The organism is Ruminococcus bicirculans (ex Wegman et al. 2014) (assembly GCF_000723465.1).
Taxonomy (GTDB): Bacteria; Bacillota; Clostridia; order Oscillospirales; family Ruminococcaceae; genus Hominimerdicola; species Hominimerdicola aceti.
Genome location: NZ_HF545616.1, coordinates 1,612,188 through 1,627,548 on the forward strand (window position 1 = coordinate 1,612,188; position 15,361 = coordinate 1,627,548).

The window sequence follows — 15,361 nt, forward strand, 5'->3', positions numbered from 1 at the left end:
AAGGGAGCATGACGGACAATGAAGATTTGTATAGTTGGACTTGGACTTATAGGCGGTTCGCTTGCCAAGGCAATAAAAAAGAACACTCATGAGAGCTGTTTCGGTATAGATATTGACAGGGGAACGATAGCAGGGGCGCTGGCGCAGGAGGCTATCGACGGTGAAATGACCATTGACGACCTTGCAGGCTGTGACGTTGTTATCGTGGGACTTCACCCTGAGGCTACCATAAAATTCATCACGGAGAATGCAGGTAAGTTCAAAAAGGGCGGTATCGTTCTTGACACCTGCGGTGTAAAGGGCGAGATAGTCAGAGCTGTAGAGGGCGTTTGCATTGAAAACGGCGTAAACTTTCTCGGCTGTCACCCTATGGCTGGACGTGAATTTTCTGGCTTTGCTTACTCGGTGGACAATCTTTTTGAGAAAGCAAGCTTTATAATGACGCCTACTGACAGAACGCCTATGAGGGTGGTGCAGGATATATCAAGGCTTGCATATAACATAGGTTTTGCGAAGGTCGTTGTATCAAACGTTAAGGAGCATGACAGCGTTATTGCGTTCACTTCTCAGCTTGCTCATGTTGTATCAAGCTCCTATGTAAAAAGCCCTAGTCTTTTAAAGCAGGCAGGCTTTTCGGCAGGATCATTCAAAGACCTTACGAGAGTGGCTAAACTCAACGAGGATATGTGGACGGAGCTTTTCCTTATGAACCGTGGTCCACTGGTGGACGAGATAGAGCATATAATCGCAAGATTAACGGAGTATCGTGATGCTATTGCAAATAATGACGCTCAAAGGTTGCATGACCTGCTTAAAGAGGGTCGAGAGCTTAAGGAATTGTCTAATAATAGCTAAATAAGAAAACAAAGCGGTGTCAGAGTTTCAATTCTCTGCACCGATTTTTGTTTATTCTTCTGTGTCCGTATCGTCGTCTGTATTATCAGTTTCTTCCTGCTCTTCATTTTCGTCAGGTTCGTCAGGCTCGGACAAATTGGTATCGTCGCTTTCGTCTGTATCGTGGATATCTTTATCATTATCCTTGTTGGCTGACTTATTGTCGCCTACTGTTTTGTTTTTCACTATCATAAGATATTCAGCGGCAATAAGAGCTAAGCACAAAACGCAGACCACACCAATAATAACGCCCATTGATGAACCGCTCTTTTTTTCCGACACCGGACTTGCGGCTTTTGAGGTCGCTTCTGCTTCTGAGCTTTCAAGCTTCACGGCTTCAGGTTCTTTTATCACTATTTTAAAATGCCCTACTGAGCCGTCCTTATAAACAATATCTATCTTTGTTTCGCCTGTGCTGAGGGTCTGGAACTTGCCGTCCTCGAATATAAGCACTTCGCCGTTGGCTACTGTTACGCTGTCAACATCTGTAAGTCCTATATCCTCAGGAGCGATAGGGTACTTGGAATAGTCAACGTCTATTTCGATGTAATCGCTGTCGTCCTGCTGAACGTCTGCAGCGTCCTGATACTTGACGATACCGTTCTCTACCTGATTTGATATGGCATTGAGGTTTTCGTCATCAAGGGAATTTACTGTGAGATAAAGCACTGTTGAGGTGAGCTTTTCGTCTGCGACTTTGAAATGGAGGGTCGCATAATCACCGTCAAAGTCTGTGCCGTCTGCGTTCACATAGTTATATACAAACTTACCTGCAAAGGCATTGTCTACTGCCATGCCCCCTGCTTTATCATTGGTTTCGCACTTTTCAAACTCTACAAGGCTATCGTCATAGCCCACGGAGATAGAGGCGTTTGAGATAAGGTGGTCGCACTGGATATTTATTTTCGCTGTGAACTTTTTATCCTTTACCTCGCTGACCACAAGCTTTACAACTGTCGGCGTAGAAGTCGGAGTGTCCGGAACATAGGAATAAGATGTGGTAGTTCCCCATGTGGTGGTTTCCCATGTCTGAGCTGTGGTAGTTGTAGTCGTTTCAGTGTCCTCCCACTGAGGCTGAGTGGTAGTGGTTGTTTCCGGTACAGGATCTGTGGCTGGCACATCGGTTGTCACAGGCGTTTCGGGATCAGCGAAACACACTGAGGTCATTGCCATGACCGCTGCAAAAAATCCCACTGTTACTTTTTTGAAATCCATTATTTACTCTCCTGATATTTTTTTGCCGTAAACAAGGGCTGCCGCCATAAAGACCGCAGCCCATGATTTTACTTTTTATTAGTCCTCAATAAGAGTTACTTTCTTCATGACCTGATCTACAAGCGGCTTATCGTTGAAATTTACGTCAACTGCTGCGATCTCGTCAACAACGTCCATGCCCTCGACTACCTTGCCGAATGCTGCATACTGTCCGTCAAGATGAGGAGCGTCCTGGTGCATGATGAAAAACTGTGAGCTTGCTGAATTTGGCATTGCTGAACGTGCCATTGAGATAACGCCTCTTGTATGCTTGAGGTCGTTACGAACACCATTGGCAAGGAACTCGCCCTTTATCTTCTCTTTTGCACCGCCCATGCCTGTTCCCGTCGGGTCGCCGCCCTGTATCATAAAGCCTGAGATAACTCTATGAAAAATAAGTCCGTCATAAAAGCCCTCTTTAACAAGCTTCTCAAAATTTGCAACTGTGATAGGTGCAACATCAGGATAAAGCTCGATCTTGATATTCTTTCCGTTTGCCATTTCTATATTTACCATGTTAATACTCTCCTTATTATCTGTTAATACAAAATTTACTTGGATTTTGGCAGCTCGCCACGTTTATTTTTCTCCATAAGATCATTGAAATACAATGTGACAGGAGTTGGAACTTTCTTGAAAAGTCCCTTTTTCTCAACCTCGTCACAAACGATATAATCTCTTTCACCGTCATTATTTACGCAATAGAGCCTGTCTGTTTTATAGAAGCCGCCGTTGCCGTCATCTCTGTTCTTATCAAAACAGCCGAAGATATCCTTTGCCATAAGCTCGCAAAGTCTGAGTATCTTCTCATAGTTGGTATGCTCGCTCCACTTTTCAAGCTCTTCATGGAAAAACTGCTGGACAGGAACGTCATTGACTTCCATTTTTCTTATTATTCTCGCAAGGCATATAGAAGCGTCCTGATCGGTAAGCTTATCAAGTCTTGCATTCTTATAATCAAGTATATACTCATTTAATGTAGCATAAAGCAACTTATCATACTGAAACGGCTTGCCTTTGCCTGAAAACTTTATGATAGGGTTATCGGTATTGATCTTCAATTTTATCTCTCCAATTCAATTTATTCTGGCAATACCCCTAATTACTGCCTTTACCCCGATCATCTGCCATATTTTTCGTTAAATTCTTTCACCTTCTGCGCCAAAAACTCTTCCGATACTGAGCCGATAGCGTCGTCGTCCTCGCTGTGGTCAACAGAGCCAAGACCCTCCACAAGAGCCTCATCGACGGATATTCCCTTTATATCCTTATACTCTGCATAGTCCTCAGGCTTTTTTGCATAAGGAAGCTCAGCCACCTTTGCGGCTGTAGTTTCTGCACTTATGGCTTCGATATTGCCTGTATCACGCTTCTCCTGAGCCACTTTCTCGTCATGTATCCTATATATCTCCTCAAGCTTTGAGTCGATACCCTCAACGGACGCCACGCTTATATCCTCTTTATGAGAAGCTACAAATCTTGCGTGTTCCTCCTCATAAAGCTTTTCATACTCGCTCTGGGCATCGGTTATCTCAGCCTGTCCTACCGGGTTCACGTCGTAGTCGGCATAGGTCTTTACGGGATCGTTTTTCTTTTCAGCCAGCTCTTTTTCAAGCTGCTCCATCTTGCTGCGGATAGTTTCCGGCTCTATGGTATCGGTTATCTTCTCGGCGTGTACCTTATCGCTGCTGGACTCCTTCACAAAAGCCGTATCTCCGCCTGCTCTCTTCACAGGCGTGTTCCATATATCATCAGCATTTATCTGCTGCTTTTTAGGCTGTGTCGATGTTTTGGGCTCGGAGCTTTTTCTGCTGAACAGACCCATAAGATCTCCCCCTTTTTATTGGCATGATGATCTGATATCGGCTTTTTATGCCTGACATCTTATACTTATTTATTATACAATATTTTCACCAAAATTGCAAACCTTTTGACAGTTACTTTTTGTACGATTTTTTAAACTCTTTTTGTGCATTTTGTTTTGTATTAATATAATATAAATATAAAATTCACGCTTAGTTAATGTAATCTATACTAATATTTGCTATACTATATTTGTTAAGTTATTTATTTTGTTAATTAAAAACAAAAAACAAATTAGTTTAAGAAAACTATTTTGGCATAAAAATACACAAAAATACCCGATCGTGAAGAAGATAACACGAATAAGAAGGGTAAAAGCTTAAGTATATATGAAGTAAATTCATGGAGGAGGATCTATTTATGACAAGACCGTCACTTGGGATAACAGCAATGGAACTTTTTGCCTGCAATCCTTTCAGGGTGCTCGGCATAGCCGTTGACACTCCTACTGCTGATGTCACGCTCACATACAAAAAGTTGCTTGATATGGCGGCTAAAGGTGACACGGCTGATTATGAAACGCCTTATGATTTTGATTTTCTGCCGCCTTTCTCCCGTTCTGAAAAGGATCTGAAAACGGCTTATGCAAAGATTGCCAGCAACGGATACAGATGCTTCGCATTCTCTGATCCTATATTTTCGGCTTCCCTGAACATTGATGACGTTATGCTCAACCTCAGAGATATCTCATGCTATGACTGTTTCCTCAGATGTTATATGTGGCTCATCACCAATGACAGAGATTTTGAAGAGCCTGAGCTTTGGATACCACTTTGTCAGTACATAGACAAGATGATAATGTCAAGCCCTGAGCAATGGGATAAGTATTTTGACCATCGTTTTCCGCAGGATATGCTTGACAGCTCAATGTCTGCGCTGAGGTCTTTCTATGCCACATTCTGCGATATAATTCTGCTTCCTATCAAGGAAATGGTAAGAGGCTCTATGAAGTGCAGATCCGCAATGGAGATACTTAAGATCGCAAAGGTGGACGTTAACGAGGTATTCCCTGACATTGACATTCCACAGGCTAACCTGCCTAAGAGGGGCGAGCCTGCGCCGAAGCTCAAGATCGCTGTCAAGGACGGCGAGGAATACTATGATGTTACAACAGGCAAAATGGTAAACTTTGAGGGCGACGAGGACTCTGCTATCGAGAGCAACGATTTCTCTGCGGCTGCAAGCTCCATTTCTGCTGACGCTATCGTTGGCGAGGACGGTCCTGACAGCGAGCCTATACCTGACGAGCCTGAGGAAAATCCTGAGCTTAAGGTAGTTCCGCCTCCAGCTCCCGTTCAGCCTGAGCCTGCACCAAAGCCAGAACCTATCCCAGAGCCAGAGCCTATACCAGAGCCACAGCCTGCTCCTGCACCGACGCCTACAGAGGACATCCAGTCTGCTTCTGTATTCAACACAAAGCCGATGGCTCAGAGCGGTATTCCCGGCGAGATAAACGCACCTATAAGAAAGAGAAAGATCTTTATTCCGGGACACGAGGGCATTTCAGGCTCTGCACCTGCAAGCCAGCCTGTTACTGCTCCTGTTCCGCCAGTTTCACAGCCTGCACCTGCTCCAACGCCTGTTCAGACAGCACAGCCTGCACAGCAGACAGTTTCAGCACCTGTGTACAGCCAGCCTGCTCCACAGCCTGCGGCGGAAGCTCCGAAGCCTGCGGCTAAAAAGCCATACAAGAAGGCAAACAAGGGACTTACTTCCCTTATCGATACAGTTGACGAGGCGATAAACGACACCTCGGACATAATCCTTACTGACGAGGCTGAGGAAGAGGAAAACCTCTACACGGACACTCTTATCAAGATGCTGAGGGCAAACCGCTCAAACAATCAGCTTATGAAGAGCGTTGACACAAAGCATATTTACGACAATGGTGACAGCCTTGGCAGACCTGAGGAAGCAGAGCTTTCTATGGACGCTATCAACATGAAGAAAATGGACAAGAGCCTGCTCAATTCTTCATATGATAACATCAGCACCAAGGAGACCGATCCTAAGAAGCTTCGTGAGGAAAAATACCGCAACATCAACATCAATGATATGCTCAATCCAACAGTAGGAAGCCAGATGCACAAAGAATACACTCCGGACGCTATCGAGGAATTTGTTAAAGCTAAAAAGCAGGAAAAGTCCGCCATAAAGGGTATTTGGAAGCTTCTTGGCGTTCTGTCGCTTTTGTTGATCATTTATCTTATACTGCTTTACACGGGGCTTATTTGATGACGATATAAAGTATGGCAGACTATCCGCAACGTGGTGTAACGAAAAAGAATAAGTAAACAAAACGTCGGGCAAGCGGGACGTCACATTTCTGCAAAGCAGAAATTGCACCGTTTCCCTACATGGTTTATGAAAACGTCAGCATTTTGCGAGTAACACAAGTTTATTCGGCAATTAATCGGGCGAGGAAGCGGGACGTCGAGGGCGCCGTCCCCTACATTATAATGTGATGCGAAATTTTGTAGGAAAATAAACAGTGTTAGAAATTTAGATAACAGATTTATAAGGGGTGGGATTTCCGCCCCTTTTTTGCAATAAGGAGAAATTTTATGAAAGAATACATACTCTCTTTAGATCAGGGAACGACTTCCTCCAGAGCGGTGCTTTTTAACGCAAAGGGTGAAAAGGTTGCGAGCGTACAGAAAGAATATCCGCAGATATTTCCCGGCAACGGCTGGGTGGAGCATGACCCTATGGACATACTGGAAAGTCAGCTCAGTTCTGCTCGTGAGGTCATTGCAAAGGCTGGGATAACAGCGGAGGACGTGGCGGCTATCGGCATCGCCAACCAGCGTGAAACGACGATACTTTGGGACAAGAACACCGGCAAGCCTGTTTATAATGCTATCGTTTGGCAATGCAGAAGGACTTCTGAGGACTGCGCACGAATGGAAAGTCAGGGCTTACAGAAGTTTTTCAAGGACAAGACGGGACTTCTTATCGACCCTTATTTCTCTGCCACAAAGATAAAGTGGATACTTGAAAATGTTGAGGGCGTAAGGGAGCGTGCAGAAAAGGGGGAGATACTTTTCGGCACTGTGGATTGCTGGCTCATATGGAATCTGACAGGGGGAATGGTACACGTTACGGACTACTCCAATGCTTCCAGGACTATGCTTTTCAACATTCACACCCTTGAATGGGACAGGGAGATACTGGGACTTTTGGGCATACCCAGCTGTATGCTCCCTGAGGTCAAAGAATGTTCGGGTGACTTGGGCGAAACTGAGGAGAACATTTTCGGAAGCAGGATAAAGATCGCAGGCTGTGCAGGAGATCAGCAGGCGGCACTTTTCGGGCAATGCTGTTTCCGTGAGGGCGATGTGAAAAACACCTACGGCACTGGCGGCTTTCTGCTTATGAACACGGGAGAAAAGCCTGTGGAAAGCCGTCATGGACTGCTCACGACTATTGCCTGGGGCATAGGCGGAAAGGTGAATTATGCTCTGGAGGGGTCGGTATTCGTATCGGGTGCGGCTGTAAAATGGCTTCGTGACGAGCTTTGCATAATACGCACAGCGGCAGAAACCGAGGAGCTTGCAAGGAGCGTTGAGGACGCAGGGGGAGTTTACTTTGTGCCTGCATTCGTGGGACTTGGTGCGCCATACTGGAAGCCTGAGGCAAGGGGCATGATAACAGGGCTGACAAGGGGCACGAACAGATGCCACATAGTCAGGGCGACACTGGAGGCGATGTGCTATCAGACCTATGACGTCCTCAGAGCAATGGAGGAGGACGCTGGGGCTATCGGAAGCATAAAGGCTGACGGTGGTGCGGCGAGCAACGATTTTCTTATGGAATTTCAGGCTGATATATTGGGTCACTCGGTCATAAGGCCTTATAACGTGGAATCCACCGCAACAGGTGCGGCATATCTTGCAGGGCTTGGCTGTGGGCTTTGGGGCAGTATGGAAGAGCTTGTTGGCGTTTCGGATAAGTTCAGGGAGTTTATTCCGTCTATGAGCGAGAGTAAACGCAGTGATCTGATAAGTGGTTGGAAGAAAGCGGTCGGGGCGGCTATTAGGGAATAAAGGTAAAAAAAATCGGGCGACCTTGGGTGGGTCGCCCTTTCTGTTACATATCTTTCATTTCATTAAGCACCTGGGCACATAGGAAAAGCGAACCGCATATAAGATTTACTCCGTGAGGATTCTCGTTTATTAGCTGACGTGCCATTTCAAGGGCAGGCTTTGGACTTTGCTCTGCCCTGCCGCCTGCGTTGGTTATGATGTCGGCAAGGTCAGAGGCAGTTTCGGCTCTGTCGCTGAAACCGTCAACTGTGTAGAATTTGTCTACATACGGTATGAGTTTCTTTACAGCCTCGGTGATGTTTTTATCCCTGCACATTCCCATAACGGCGTAACATGGGTGTTTTTCACAATGCTCCAATACGCCTGCCAAGGCTGACAAGCCGTCGGGATTGTGTGCTCCGTCAAGTATCAAAAGTGGCTCACGGCTGAGTATCTGCACTCTGCCTTGGAGCTGGGCTTTTTTGATGCCCTCAAAAATTTTATCCTGGGGAATTTTCAGGGTATCGTTTATAAGACGTATACCACTTATGACGCTCATGGCGTTCAGTACCTGATGTGCGCCACCCATTGTGACTTCATAATGCTGTCCCTTGAACTCAAACTTTGAGCCGAAAACGTCACAGCTTATAAGTTTGAGCTGATTGATGTCGGGGATAACGAGCTGAGAAAGATTTTTTACTGCCTGCTCACGGACAGTGCGGATAACTTTCATGTCGTTGCCTGCGCTCAAAACGCATGGGCAGTGGGGTTTTATAATGCCTGCTTTCTGATAGGCTATTTTCTCAAGGGTGTCACCTAAAATGGCGGTGTGGTCGAAATCAACTGAGCCTATGACTGTGAGGACAGGCGTTTTTATAACGTTGGTGCTGTCCAAAAGTCCCCCAAGACCTGTTTCGAGGACGACTATATCGCAGTTTTCCTCGGCAAAATAGAGGAAAGCTATGGCGGTGGTTATTTCAAACTGAGAGAAATTTTCACGGTCGCAGTGCATATCGGTGACGGCTTTCACACGCTTTGCCATTTTCGCAAGGGCAGGCTTTGGGATATCAATGCCGTTTATTTTTATCCTGTCGGTATAGCTTATTATATAAGGCGATGTGAAAAGACCTGTTTTCAGCCCTGCGCACTGAAATACCTCGCTGAACATCTGCGCCATTGAACCTTTGCCATTGGTGCCAGCGATATGGACGAATTTAAGGCTGTCCTGCGGGTCGCCAAGGTCGGAAAGCAAGGCTTTTATTCTGGACAGGTCTTTCACGGGCTTGCCTGAATGGGAAAAGCTGTTTATAAATTCAAGCTCGTCTATGTCTTTGGTATTTTCTATCAATTCTATCACTACATTTCGTCTATTATTTCTTTAAGCTCTCTTGCGGTGTCTATATTTACACCTGCGGTCTTTGCAAGCTCCTCTACTGTGGCTTTTTTGAGAGCCTCTTTGGTTTTATACTCGGTTATTAGCTTGGCGGCTTTTTTATCGCCTATGCCTTTGACCTTGGTTATTTCAAGTCGGTGGGCATTCTTTTTATGTTTCTGTGCCTGATAGGTTATGGCTACTCTATGGACTTCGTCCTGAATGGCGGTAACAAGATTGAATGCCGCTCTGCACTTTGCAAGGCTTATTTCTCCGCCCCCTGTGGCAACTGCTCTTGTGCGGTGCTTGGAGTCTTTCACAAGTCCGAACAATGGGCAGGTCACACCCATTCGCTCTAAGACAGGCTCAACAGCATTGACGTGGCCGTTTCCACCGTCAAGCAAGATAAGGTCGGGCATAATGGAAAAGCCCTCGTCTGTTTTCTCAAAGTAGTTTCTAAAGCGACGTTCTATGACCTCCTGCATACAGGCATAGTCATTTTGCTCTGCAACTGTTTTGATAGAAAACTTTTTATAATACTTCTTGCATGGTCTGCCGTTTTCAAAGACCACCATGCCTGCCACCATATTTGTAGAGGCGAGGTTTGATATATCGTAGCACTCGATATATTTCGGGGTCTTGGGAAGTCCCAATGCTTTGGCAAGCTCCTCAAGGGCGGTTATCTCACGGCTCGTTCTGCCGACTTTTATGGAGAGATACTCGGTGGCGTTGCTTTTGGCAAGGGTGGTAAGGCGGAGAAACTGTCCTCTTTTCGGAGTAGAGATATTCACGGCATGGTCATACTTCTGGCGGAGAAATTTCTCTATTATCTCGCCGTTTGTGATATCCTCGTCAAGGAGGATATCTTTCGGTATGCTGTCTTTGGAGGAATAATACTGCATGAGAAAATCTTCACGCATTTTTACGCTGTCGTCTTTTTCCCCAAGGAAATAGGAAGCCTTATCAAAAAGTCTGCCCCCACGATACATTATAACGCTTGCACACGCCATTTCGCCATTTTGAGCAATGGCGATTATATCAGTGTCATGAATATCGTCATTAATTATCTTCTGACTTTCAGCGGCTTTTTGTATGGCTTGGATACGGTCACGAAGCTTTGCGGCAAGCTCAAAGTCAAGCTCCTCAGCGGCTTTGTTCATTTCCTCGGTGAGTCTTTCAACTGAATCTGACGAGCCGTTTCGGATATAGTCCACCGCCTGACGGACTATAGAATTATACTCCTCTTTGGAGAATTTCCCTGTGCAAACGCCCATGCACTGCTTTATGTGCATATTAAGGCAGGGACGCTGTTTTCTGAAATCCTGCGGAAATTTTCGGGTGCAGGTAGGGAGCATAAAGACTTTATTGGCTTCGATAACGGCTTGTTTTACTGCAAACGAGCTTGTATAAGGTCCTATATACTCTGCTCCGTCATCGTATTTTTGCAGGACGGCTTGCAAACGTGGATAGTCCTCATTTGTGACCCTGATATAGCTATAGCCCTTATCGTCTTTCAGCAGGATATTATACTTCGGGGTATACTGCTTTATAAGAGAACACTCCAGCACCAGGGCTTCAAACTCAGAGTCGGTGACGATAAAGTCATAGTCATAGACGTGGGACACCATTTTCCACACCTTTGGCAGGTGATCCTGACACTTTCTGAAATAAGATGTCACACGGTTGCGGAGATTTTTCGCCTTGCCGATATATATTATCTTTTTCATTTTGTCTTTCATTATATAACAGCCCGGTGAGGTGGTGAGCTTTGAAGTTTTATCACGCAGAAATGGCAGGCGTGGGTTGTCTTCATCTGTAATGTACATAAATTCTCCTAACTGAAACTAAAAGCAAAGGCAATACGAGTTGTCCGTATTGCCTTGCTATTATCTCTTACCAATACATAAATACAGGAGTACCCATATCTATTTTGTCATAAACGTATTTTGCTTTATCTAAAGGCATATTTATACAGCCGTGTGAGCCCCATGTGCTTGACTTATAACGGCTGCCGCCAAAGTTGCCGTTCTGCCATGATGCGTCGTGAAGTCCTATGCCGATAGTGGAAACGTTGTTCCAATAGTCAACATATGAGGCATAAGACTGTCCGTCTGCTGAGCCTCTGAGGGTCTTGCCCTTTTCCTTATACCAAAGCTTATAAACACCGCCAGGGGTATTTCTTGACTTGCTTGGATAGCCTGAAACTATATCAGACTCCATTGCGAGCTTTCCGTCTTTATAATACCACAAATGCTGTGCGGTGAGGTCTACCTCGATATAAGTGTTGCCGTAATCCTTATCGGCTGTACGCCAATCCTTATTGCAGGTGTACTCATAGGCTGAGTCAGGGTTTACATAGTAGACAGGCTCAGTTTCGGCAGACTCTCCCTTTTCAACAAGGTCCACGATAAGGTCGCAGGTCTTTTGCTGGTCTATCCACCAGCCGTAACAGCCCTGGCCCTCGGAGATAGTGATAGTTCCACGCTTTGTGGTCTTGAACTCTCTGTCCTTGCCATAGGTATCATACTTATCTGCAAGGTCTTCAACATATGCCATTGCCTTATCTTCATCAACTGTATAGCCGGCTTCGGCGTTATCCTCGTCAAAGGTTATCCAATCCATGATAGTATCACCCGTGAGAGTTTCGGTGGTGTAGATAAAATCGAATGTTATTTCGATATCGTTAAGGTTATTGAGCTTCTTGCAGGTCTCTTCAAGCATATCCGCTGTTATGGCAGGCTTTTTATAGCAATCTGCCTTTGAGATATCAACGTCAAAGCTACCGTCGTCAATCTGATTTTCCACATAGGAATAAAGCTCGTCTATCTTATTCTCCTCCACAGCGTCGCCCGTGGTTTCTTTTACCACAACATAGCTGTTGTCGTCGCCTTTTTTGATATAGGCGTCCTCAGGATCTTTTGTGCTTTGGGAGTCAAGCACCTTTCTTTTCAGCACCTTTTCAAGCTTAGCCTTATCGTACTTGAACTTAGATTCAAAAGTGAAATCCGTACGCTTCATGGCAGAAGAGAACCATGAATAGTGGTTTTGCTGAGTATAATACTGTGTGATAAGGTTTTGAGTATTATCGTTATAGCCTATTTCAGACAGCTTTATGGAAAATGTTGTGCCGTCTTTCTTTGTAACGGTGATGGCTTCGGGGATAACAGCCTGCTCGCTTACGAGCTTATAGGCTTCCGCCTTGGTCTTTCCGCTGACCTCGATGCCGTTTATATATGTATTTCCAAGAAATCTATCCTTATACGAATTCATGCCCCAGAGATAGAAGCCACCTGCGGCGACTATCATAACACCAACAACTGAGCATATTGCTATTGCGACAGTCTTTCCTGACGAGGACTTCTTTTTCTTCTTTTTTCCATTCTTTGAGCCGCTCTTTGAAGTCTGCTTTGATGCAGGCTTTGCATTTTTACTGCGTGTTTCAGTTGTTTTGGGCTTTTTAGGCTTGATAGTTTCCTCGCCAAAGTCTGAAACTCCTCTTACGGGAGTGATAGGCTCGTCAAAGCCGCCGTCCTGCATTGCCATATTTTTAGCGATCATTCTTGCCATATCCTCATGGCTCATAGGGCGGTTCTGCGCCTGCGGCTTTGCGGCTTCATCGCTGTCGAGGGTAAGACCTTTCATATCAAGATCTATACCAAGCTCGTTATCCTTTCTTTCTCTATCGTTCATAACATTACCTTTCCTTATATAACCTTATTATAATATACTCGTTTTACATTTATTTTACCCTATTATACAACACTATCACCTTTTTTTCAAGGAGTATTTCCTACAATATAAAGACAATTTTATGACGATTTCTCAACAGTTTTCATACAGTTGTATAAAAATGCAGTTTTCAAAATGTTATCCTGCATATTTTTCCTATGACAAGGAATTTTTTTTGCAAAACCTCTTGAAAAAGATCACAATAAGTATTATAATATATGTGGTAAAGGTTCGCTTGGCGAGCCGATCATTAATTTAAGAAAGAAGGATCTGTATGTTAGATATCAAGATCGAACGTACCACTACTCCAAAGGAAAAACCGGCTGACGAAACAAAGCTTGGTTTCGGTCACATTTTTACTGACCATATGTTTGTTATGAATTATGACGCAGGTCAGGGCTGGCATGACGCTAGGATCGTGCCTTACGGCGACCTTTCACTCTCCCCTGCTGCTATGTGCCTGCACTACGGTCAGGAGATATTTGAAGGCCTTAAGGCTTATCGTACTGCTGACGGCTCTGTTCAGCTTTTCAGACCTCAGGAGAACTTCAAGAGAATGAACAACTCTGCTGAGAGAATGGTAATTCCTAAGATAAAAGAAGAGGATATGCTCTACGCTCTGAAAACTCTTGTTAAAATGGAGCAGGACTGGGTACCTCACACAGAGGGCGCTTCCCTTTACATCAGACCATTTATCATCGCAGTTGACCCATATGTAGGTGTTAAGCCTGCTGACCACTATCTGTTCATCATTATTCTTTCACCTTCAGGCGCTTACTATTCAACCGGTCTTAACCCTGTTAAGATCTATGTTGAGAACAAGTATGTAAGAGCCGTAAGAGGCGGTACAGGCTTTGCTAAGACAGCCGCTAACTACGCTATCTCACTTGCGGGTCAGGAAGAAGCTCACGAGCAGGATTACGAGCAGGTACTTTGGCTTGATGGTGTTGAGAGAAAGTATGTTGAGGAAGTTGGCTCAATGAACATCTTCTTCGTTATTGACGGCGAAGTTGTTACACCACAGCTGCTTGGTTCTGTTCTCCCTGGTATCACAAGAAAGTCTGCTATCGAGATATGCAAGAAGAAGGGCTACAAGGTAAGCGAGAGAAAGATCTCTATCGAGGAGATCGCTGAGGCTTACGACAACGGCAAGCTTGACGAGGTATTCGGCACCGGTACTGCTGCTGTTATCTCACCTGTTGGTCATCTTAAGTGGGGCGACAAGGTAATGGAGATAAACAACAACAAGATCGGCCCTGTTTCACAGATGCTTTATGATACAATGACAGGCATTCAGTGGGGCAAGATACCAGACGAGTTTGGCTGGATCGTTAAGATCGACTAATATCGTGAATAATCAATGCGGTCTGTGCTTCGGTATAGACCGCATTTTTCATAGGAGTGATAAAAATGGAGCTGCAGCAGATAATAGACAAGTCACACAGGATAGTATTTTTCGGAGGAGCAGGGGTATCAACAGAGAGCGGCATACCTGATTTTCGGTCGGTGGACGGACTTTACAATCAGAAATATGATTATCCCCCTGAGCAGATACTCAGCCACACGTTTTTTATGCGGCACACAAAGGCATTTTATGATTTTTACCGTGACAAAATGCTTTGTCTGACGGCAAAGCCTAACAAGGCGCATTACAAGCTGGCGGAAATGGAGAGGGCAGGCATACTTTCTTCAGTTATCACGCAGAATATTGACGGACTTCACACGGCGGCAGGCAGCAAAAAGGTGCTGGAGCTTCACGGAAGCGTACACCGCAACTACTGCATGGACTGCGGAAAATTCTACACTGCGGAGGATATTTTAAACAGCACAGGCATTCCGAAATGCACCTGCGGCGGAATAATCAAGCCTGATGTTGTGCTTTATGAGGAGGGGCTTGATGATAAAACTGTGACGGAGGCGGTGAGAGAGATATCTCAGTGCGACACGCTTATTATTGCAGGCACTTCTCTGACAGTTTATCCTGCGGCAGGAATGGTGAGATATTTTCAGGGGGATAATCTTGTGCTGATAAATCGGGACAAGACTTCCATGGACGGCTCCTGCGACCTTGTTATCCATGACAAGGTGGGGGAAACGTTGGATAAGATAGTGATAAAGTAATGTTAAACAACGCAATTACAAGGTGAGATAATAAACGGGCGAACACTGTTCGCCCCTACAGATGTGGATAGCCACATTTGCAGGGGGCAGTGTTCGCCCGTGT

Annotated in this window: 12 protein-coding genes; 5 read left to right on the plus strand and 7 right to left on the minus strand. The window is 45.1% G+C overall.

What is annotated here, in order from left to right:
- Positions 1-18 precede the first annotated feature (18 nt).
- Positions 19-855, plus strand: a complete 837-nt coding sequence (locus RBI_RS07390; protein WP_038672055.1) for a prephenate dehydrogenase — start codon at positions 19-21, stop codon at positions 853-855.
- Between the two features lie 51 nt (positions 856-906).
- On the opposite strand, the gene RBI_RS15095 is transcribed toward RBI_RS07390, so the two are convergent.
- The 4 genes from RBI_RS15095 to RBI_RS07410 form a co-directional block, all read right to left on the minus strand.
- A complete protein-coding gene (locus RBI_RS15095) occupies positions 907-2,109 on the minus strand; it encodes a hypothetical protein (RefSeq protein ID WP_038672057.1) in 1,203 nt (400 codons plus the stop codon).
- Positions 2,110-2,187: 78 nt separating this feature from the next.
- Positions 2,188-2,664 carry a peptidylprolyl isomerase gene (locus RBI_RS07400; RefSeq protein WP_038672059.1) on the minus strand — a complete coding sequence of 159 codons (477 nt, stop codon included), beginning with the start codon at positions 2,662-2,664 and terminating at the stop codon, positions 2,188-2,190.
- A 35-nt stretch (positions 2,665-2,699) separates the two neighbouring features.
- Positions 2,700-3,209, minus strand: a complete 510-nt coding sequence (locus tag RBI_RS07405; protein WP_022287922.1) for a hypothetical protein — start codon at positions 3,207-3,209, stop codon at positions 2,700-2,702.
- A gap of 59 nt (positions 3,210-3,268) precedes the next feature.
- Positions 3,269-3,973, minus strand: a complete 705-nt coding sequence (locus RBI_RS07410; protein WP_022287921.1) for a hypothetical protein — start codon at positions 3,971-3,973, stop codon at positions 3,269-3,271.
- Between the two features lie 398 nt (positions 3,974-4,371).
- On the opposite strand from RBI_RS07410, the gene RBI_RS15100 reads away from it, so the two are divergent.
- Positions 4,372-6,246 (plus strand): hypothetical protein, encoded by a 1,875-nt coding sequence (locus tag RBI_RS15100; protein WP_038672061.1) that lies wholly within the window; start codon positions 4,372-4,374, stop codon positions 6,244-6,246.
- A gap of 329 nt (positions 6,247-6,575) precedes the next feature.
- Entirely contained in the window at positions 6,576-8,057 is a 1,482-nt protein-coding gene (gene glpK, locus RBI_RS07420) for a glycerol kinase GlpK (RefSeq protein ID WP_038672063.1), read from the plus strand.
- 43 nt (positions 8,058-8,100) lie between these two features.
- Here glpK and RBI_RS07425 read toward each other — a convergent pair whose 3' ends face one another.
- From RBI_RS07425 to RBI_RS07435, 3 genes are all read right to left on the minus strand, one after another.
- Positions 8,101-9,393, minus strand: a complete 1,293-nt coding sequence (locus RBI_RS07425; RefSeq protein WP_242843631.1) for a bifunctional folylpolyglutamate synthase/dihydrofolate synthase — start codon at positions 9,391-9,393, stop codon at positions 8,101-8,103.
- Positions 9,393-11,234 carry an excinuclease ABC subunit UvrC gene (gene uvrC / locus RBI_RS07430; protein WP_081855988.1) on the minus strand — a complete coding sequence of 614 codons (1,842 nt, stop codon included), beginning with the start codon at positions 11,232-11,234 and terminating at the stop codon, positions 9,393-9,395. Before uvrC ends, RBI_RS07425 begins: the two co-directional genes overlap by 1 nt.
- A 67-nt stretch (positions 11,235-11,301) precedes the next feature.
- Entirely contained in the window at positions 11,302-13,098 is a 1,797-nt protein-coding gene (locus RBI_RS07435; protein ID WP_051706610.1) for a L,D-transpeptidase family protein, read from the minus strand.
- 313 nt (positions 13,099-13,411) lie between these two features.
- Here RBI_RS07435 and RBI_RS07440 point away from each other — a divergent pair, with 313 nt between their 5' ends.
- Together RBI_RS07440 and RBI_RS07445 are read left to right on the plus strand one after the other, a co-directional pair.
- The gene (locus RBI_RS07440; protein WP_038672065.1) at positions 13,412-14,482 is read left to right on the plus strand and encodes a branched-chain amino acid aminotransferase; all 1,071 of its coding nucleotides are present in this window, start codon (positions 13,412-13,414) and stop codon (positions 14,480-14,482) included.
- Between the two features lie 65 nt (positions 14,483-14,547).
- The gene (locus RBI_RS07445; protein ID WP_038672067.1) at positions 14,548-15,258 is read left to right on the plus strand and encodes an NAD-dependent protein deacylase; all 711 of its coding nucleotides are present in this window, start codon (positions 14,548-14,550) and stop codon (positions 15,256-15,258) included.
- Positions 15,259-15,361: the final 103 nt, after the last annotated feature.

Bases quoted from the DNA above. Each gene is read 5' to 3' on its own strand.
- RBI_RS07390 (WP_038672055.1), top strand. From the start codon at position 19: ATGAAGATTTGTATAGTTGGACTTGGACTTATAGGCGGTTCGCTTGCC.
- RBI_RS15095 (WP_038672057.1), bottom strand. From the start codon at position 2,109: ATGGATTTCAAAAAAGTAACAGTGGGATTTTTTGCAGCGGTCATGGCA.
- RBI_RS07400 (WP_038672059.1), bottom strand. From the start codon at position 2,664: ATGGTAAATATAGAAATGGCAAACGGAAAGAATATCAAGATCGAGCTT.
- RBI_RS07410 (WP_022287921.1), bottom strand. From the start codon at position 3,973: ATGGGTCTGTTCAGCAGAAAAAGCTCCGAGCCCAAAACATCGACACAG.
- RBI_RS15100 (WP_038672061.1), top strand. From the start codon at position 4,372: ATGACAAGACCGTCACTTGGGATAACAGCAATGGAACTTTTTGCCTGC.
- glpK (WP_038672063.1), top strand. From the start codon at position 6,576: ATGAAAGAATACATACTCTCTTTAGATCAGGGAACGACTTCCTCCAGA.
- uvrC (WP_081855988.1), bottom strand. From the start codon at position 11,234: ATGTACATTACAGATGAAGACAACCCACGCCTGCCATTTCTGCGTGAT.
- RBI_RS07435 (WP_051706610.1), bottom strand. From the start codon at position 13,098: ATGAACGATAGAGAAAGAAAGGATAACGAGCTTGGTATAGATCTTGAT.
- RBI_RS07440 (WP_038672065.1), top strand. From the start codon at position 13,412: ATGTTAGATATCAAGATCGAACGTACCACTACTCCAAAGGAAAAACCG.
- RBI_RS07445 (WP_038672067.1), top strand. From the start codon at position 14,548: ATGGAGCTGCAGCAGATAATAGACAAGTCACACAGGATAGTATTTTTC.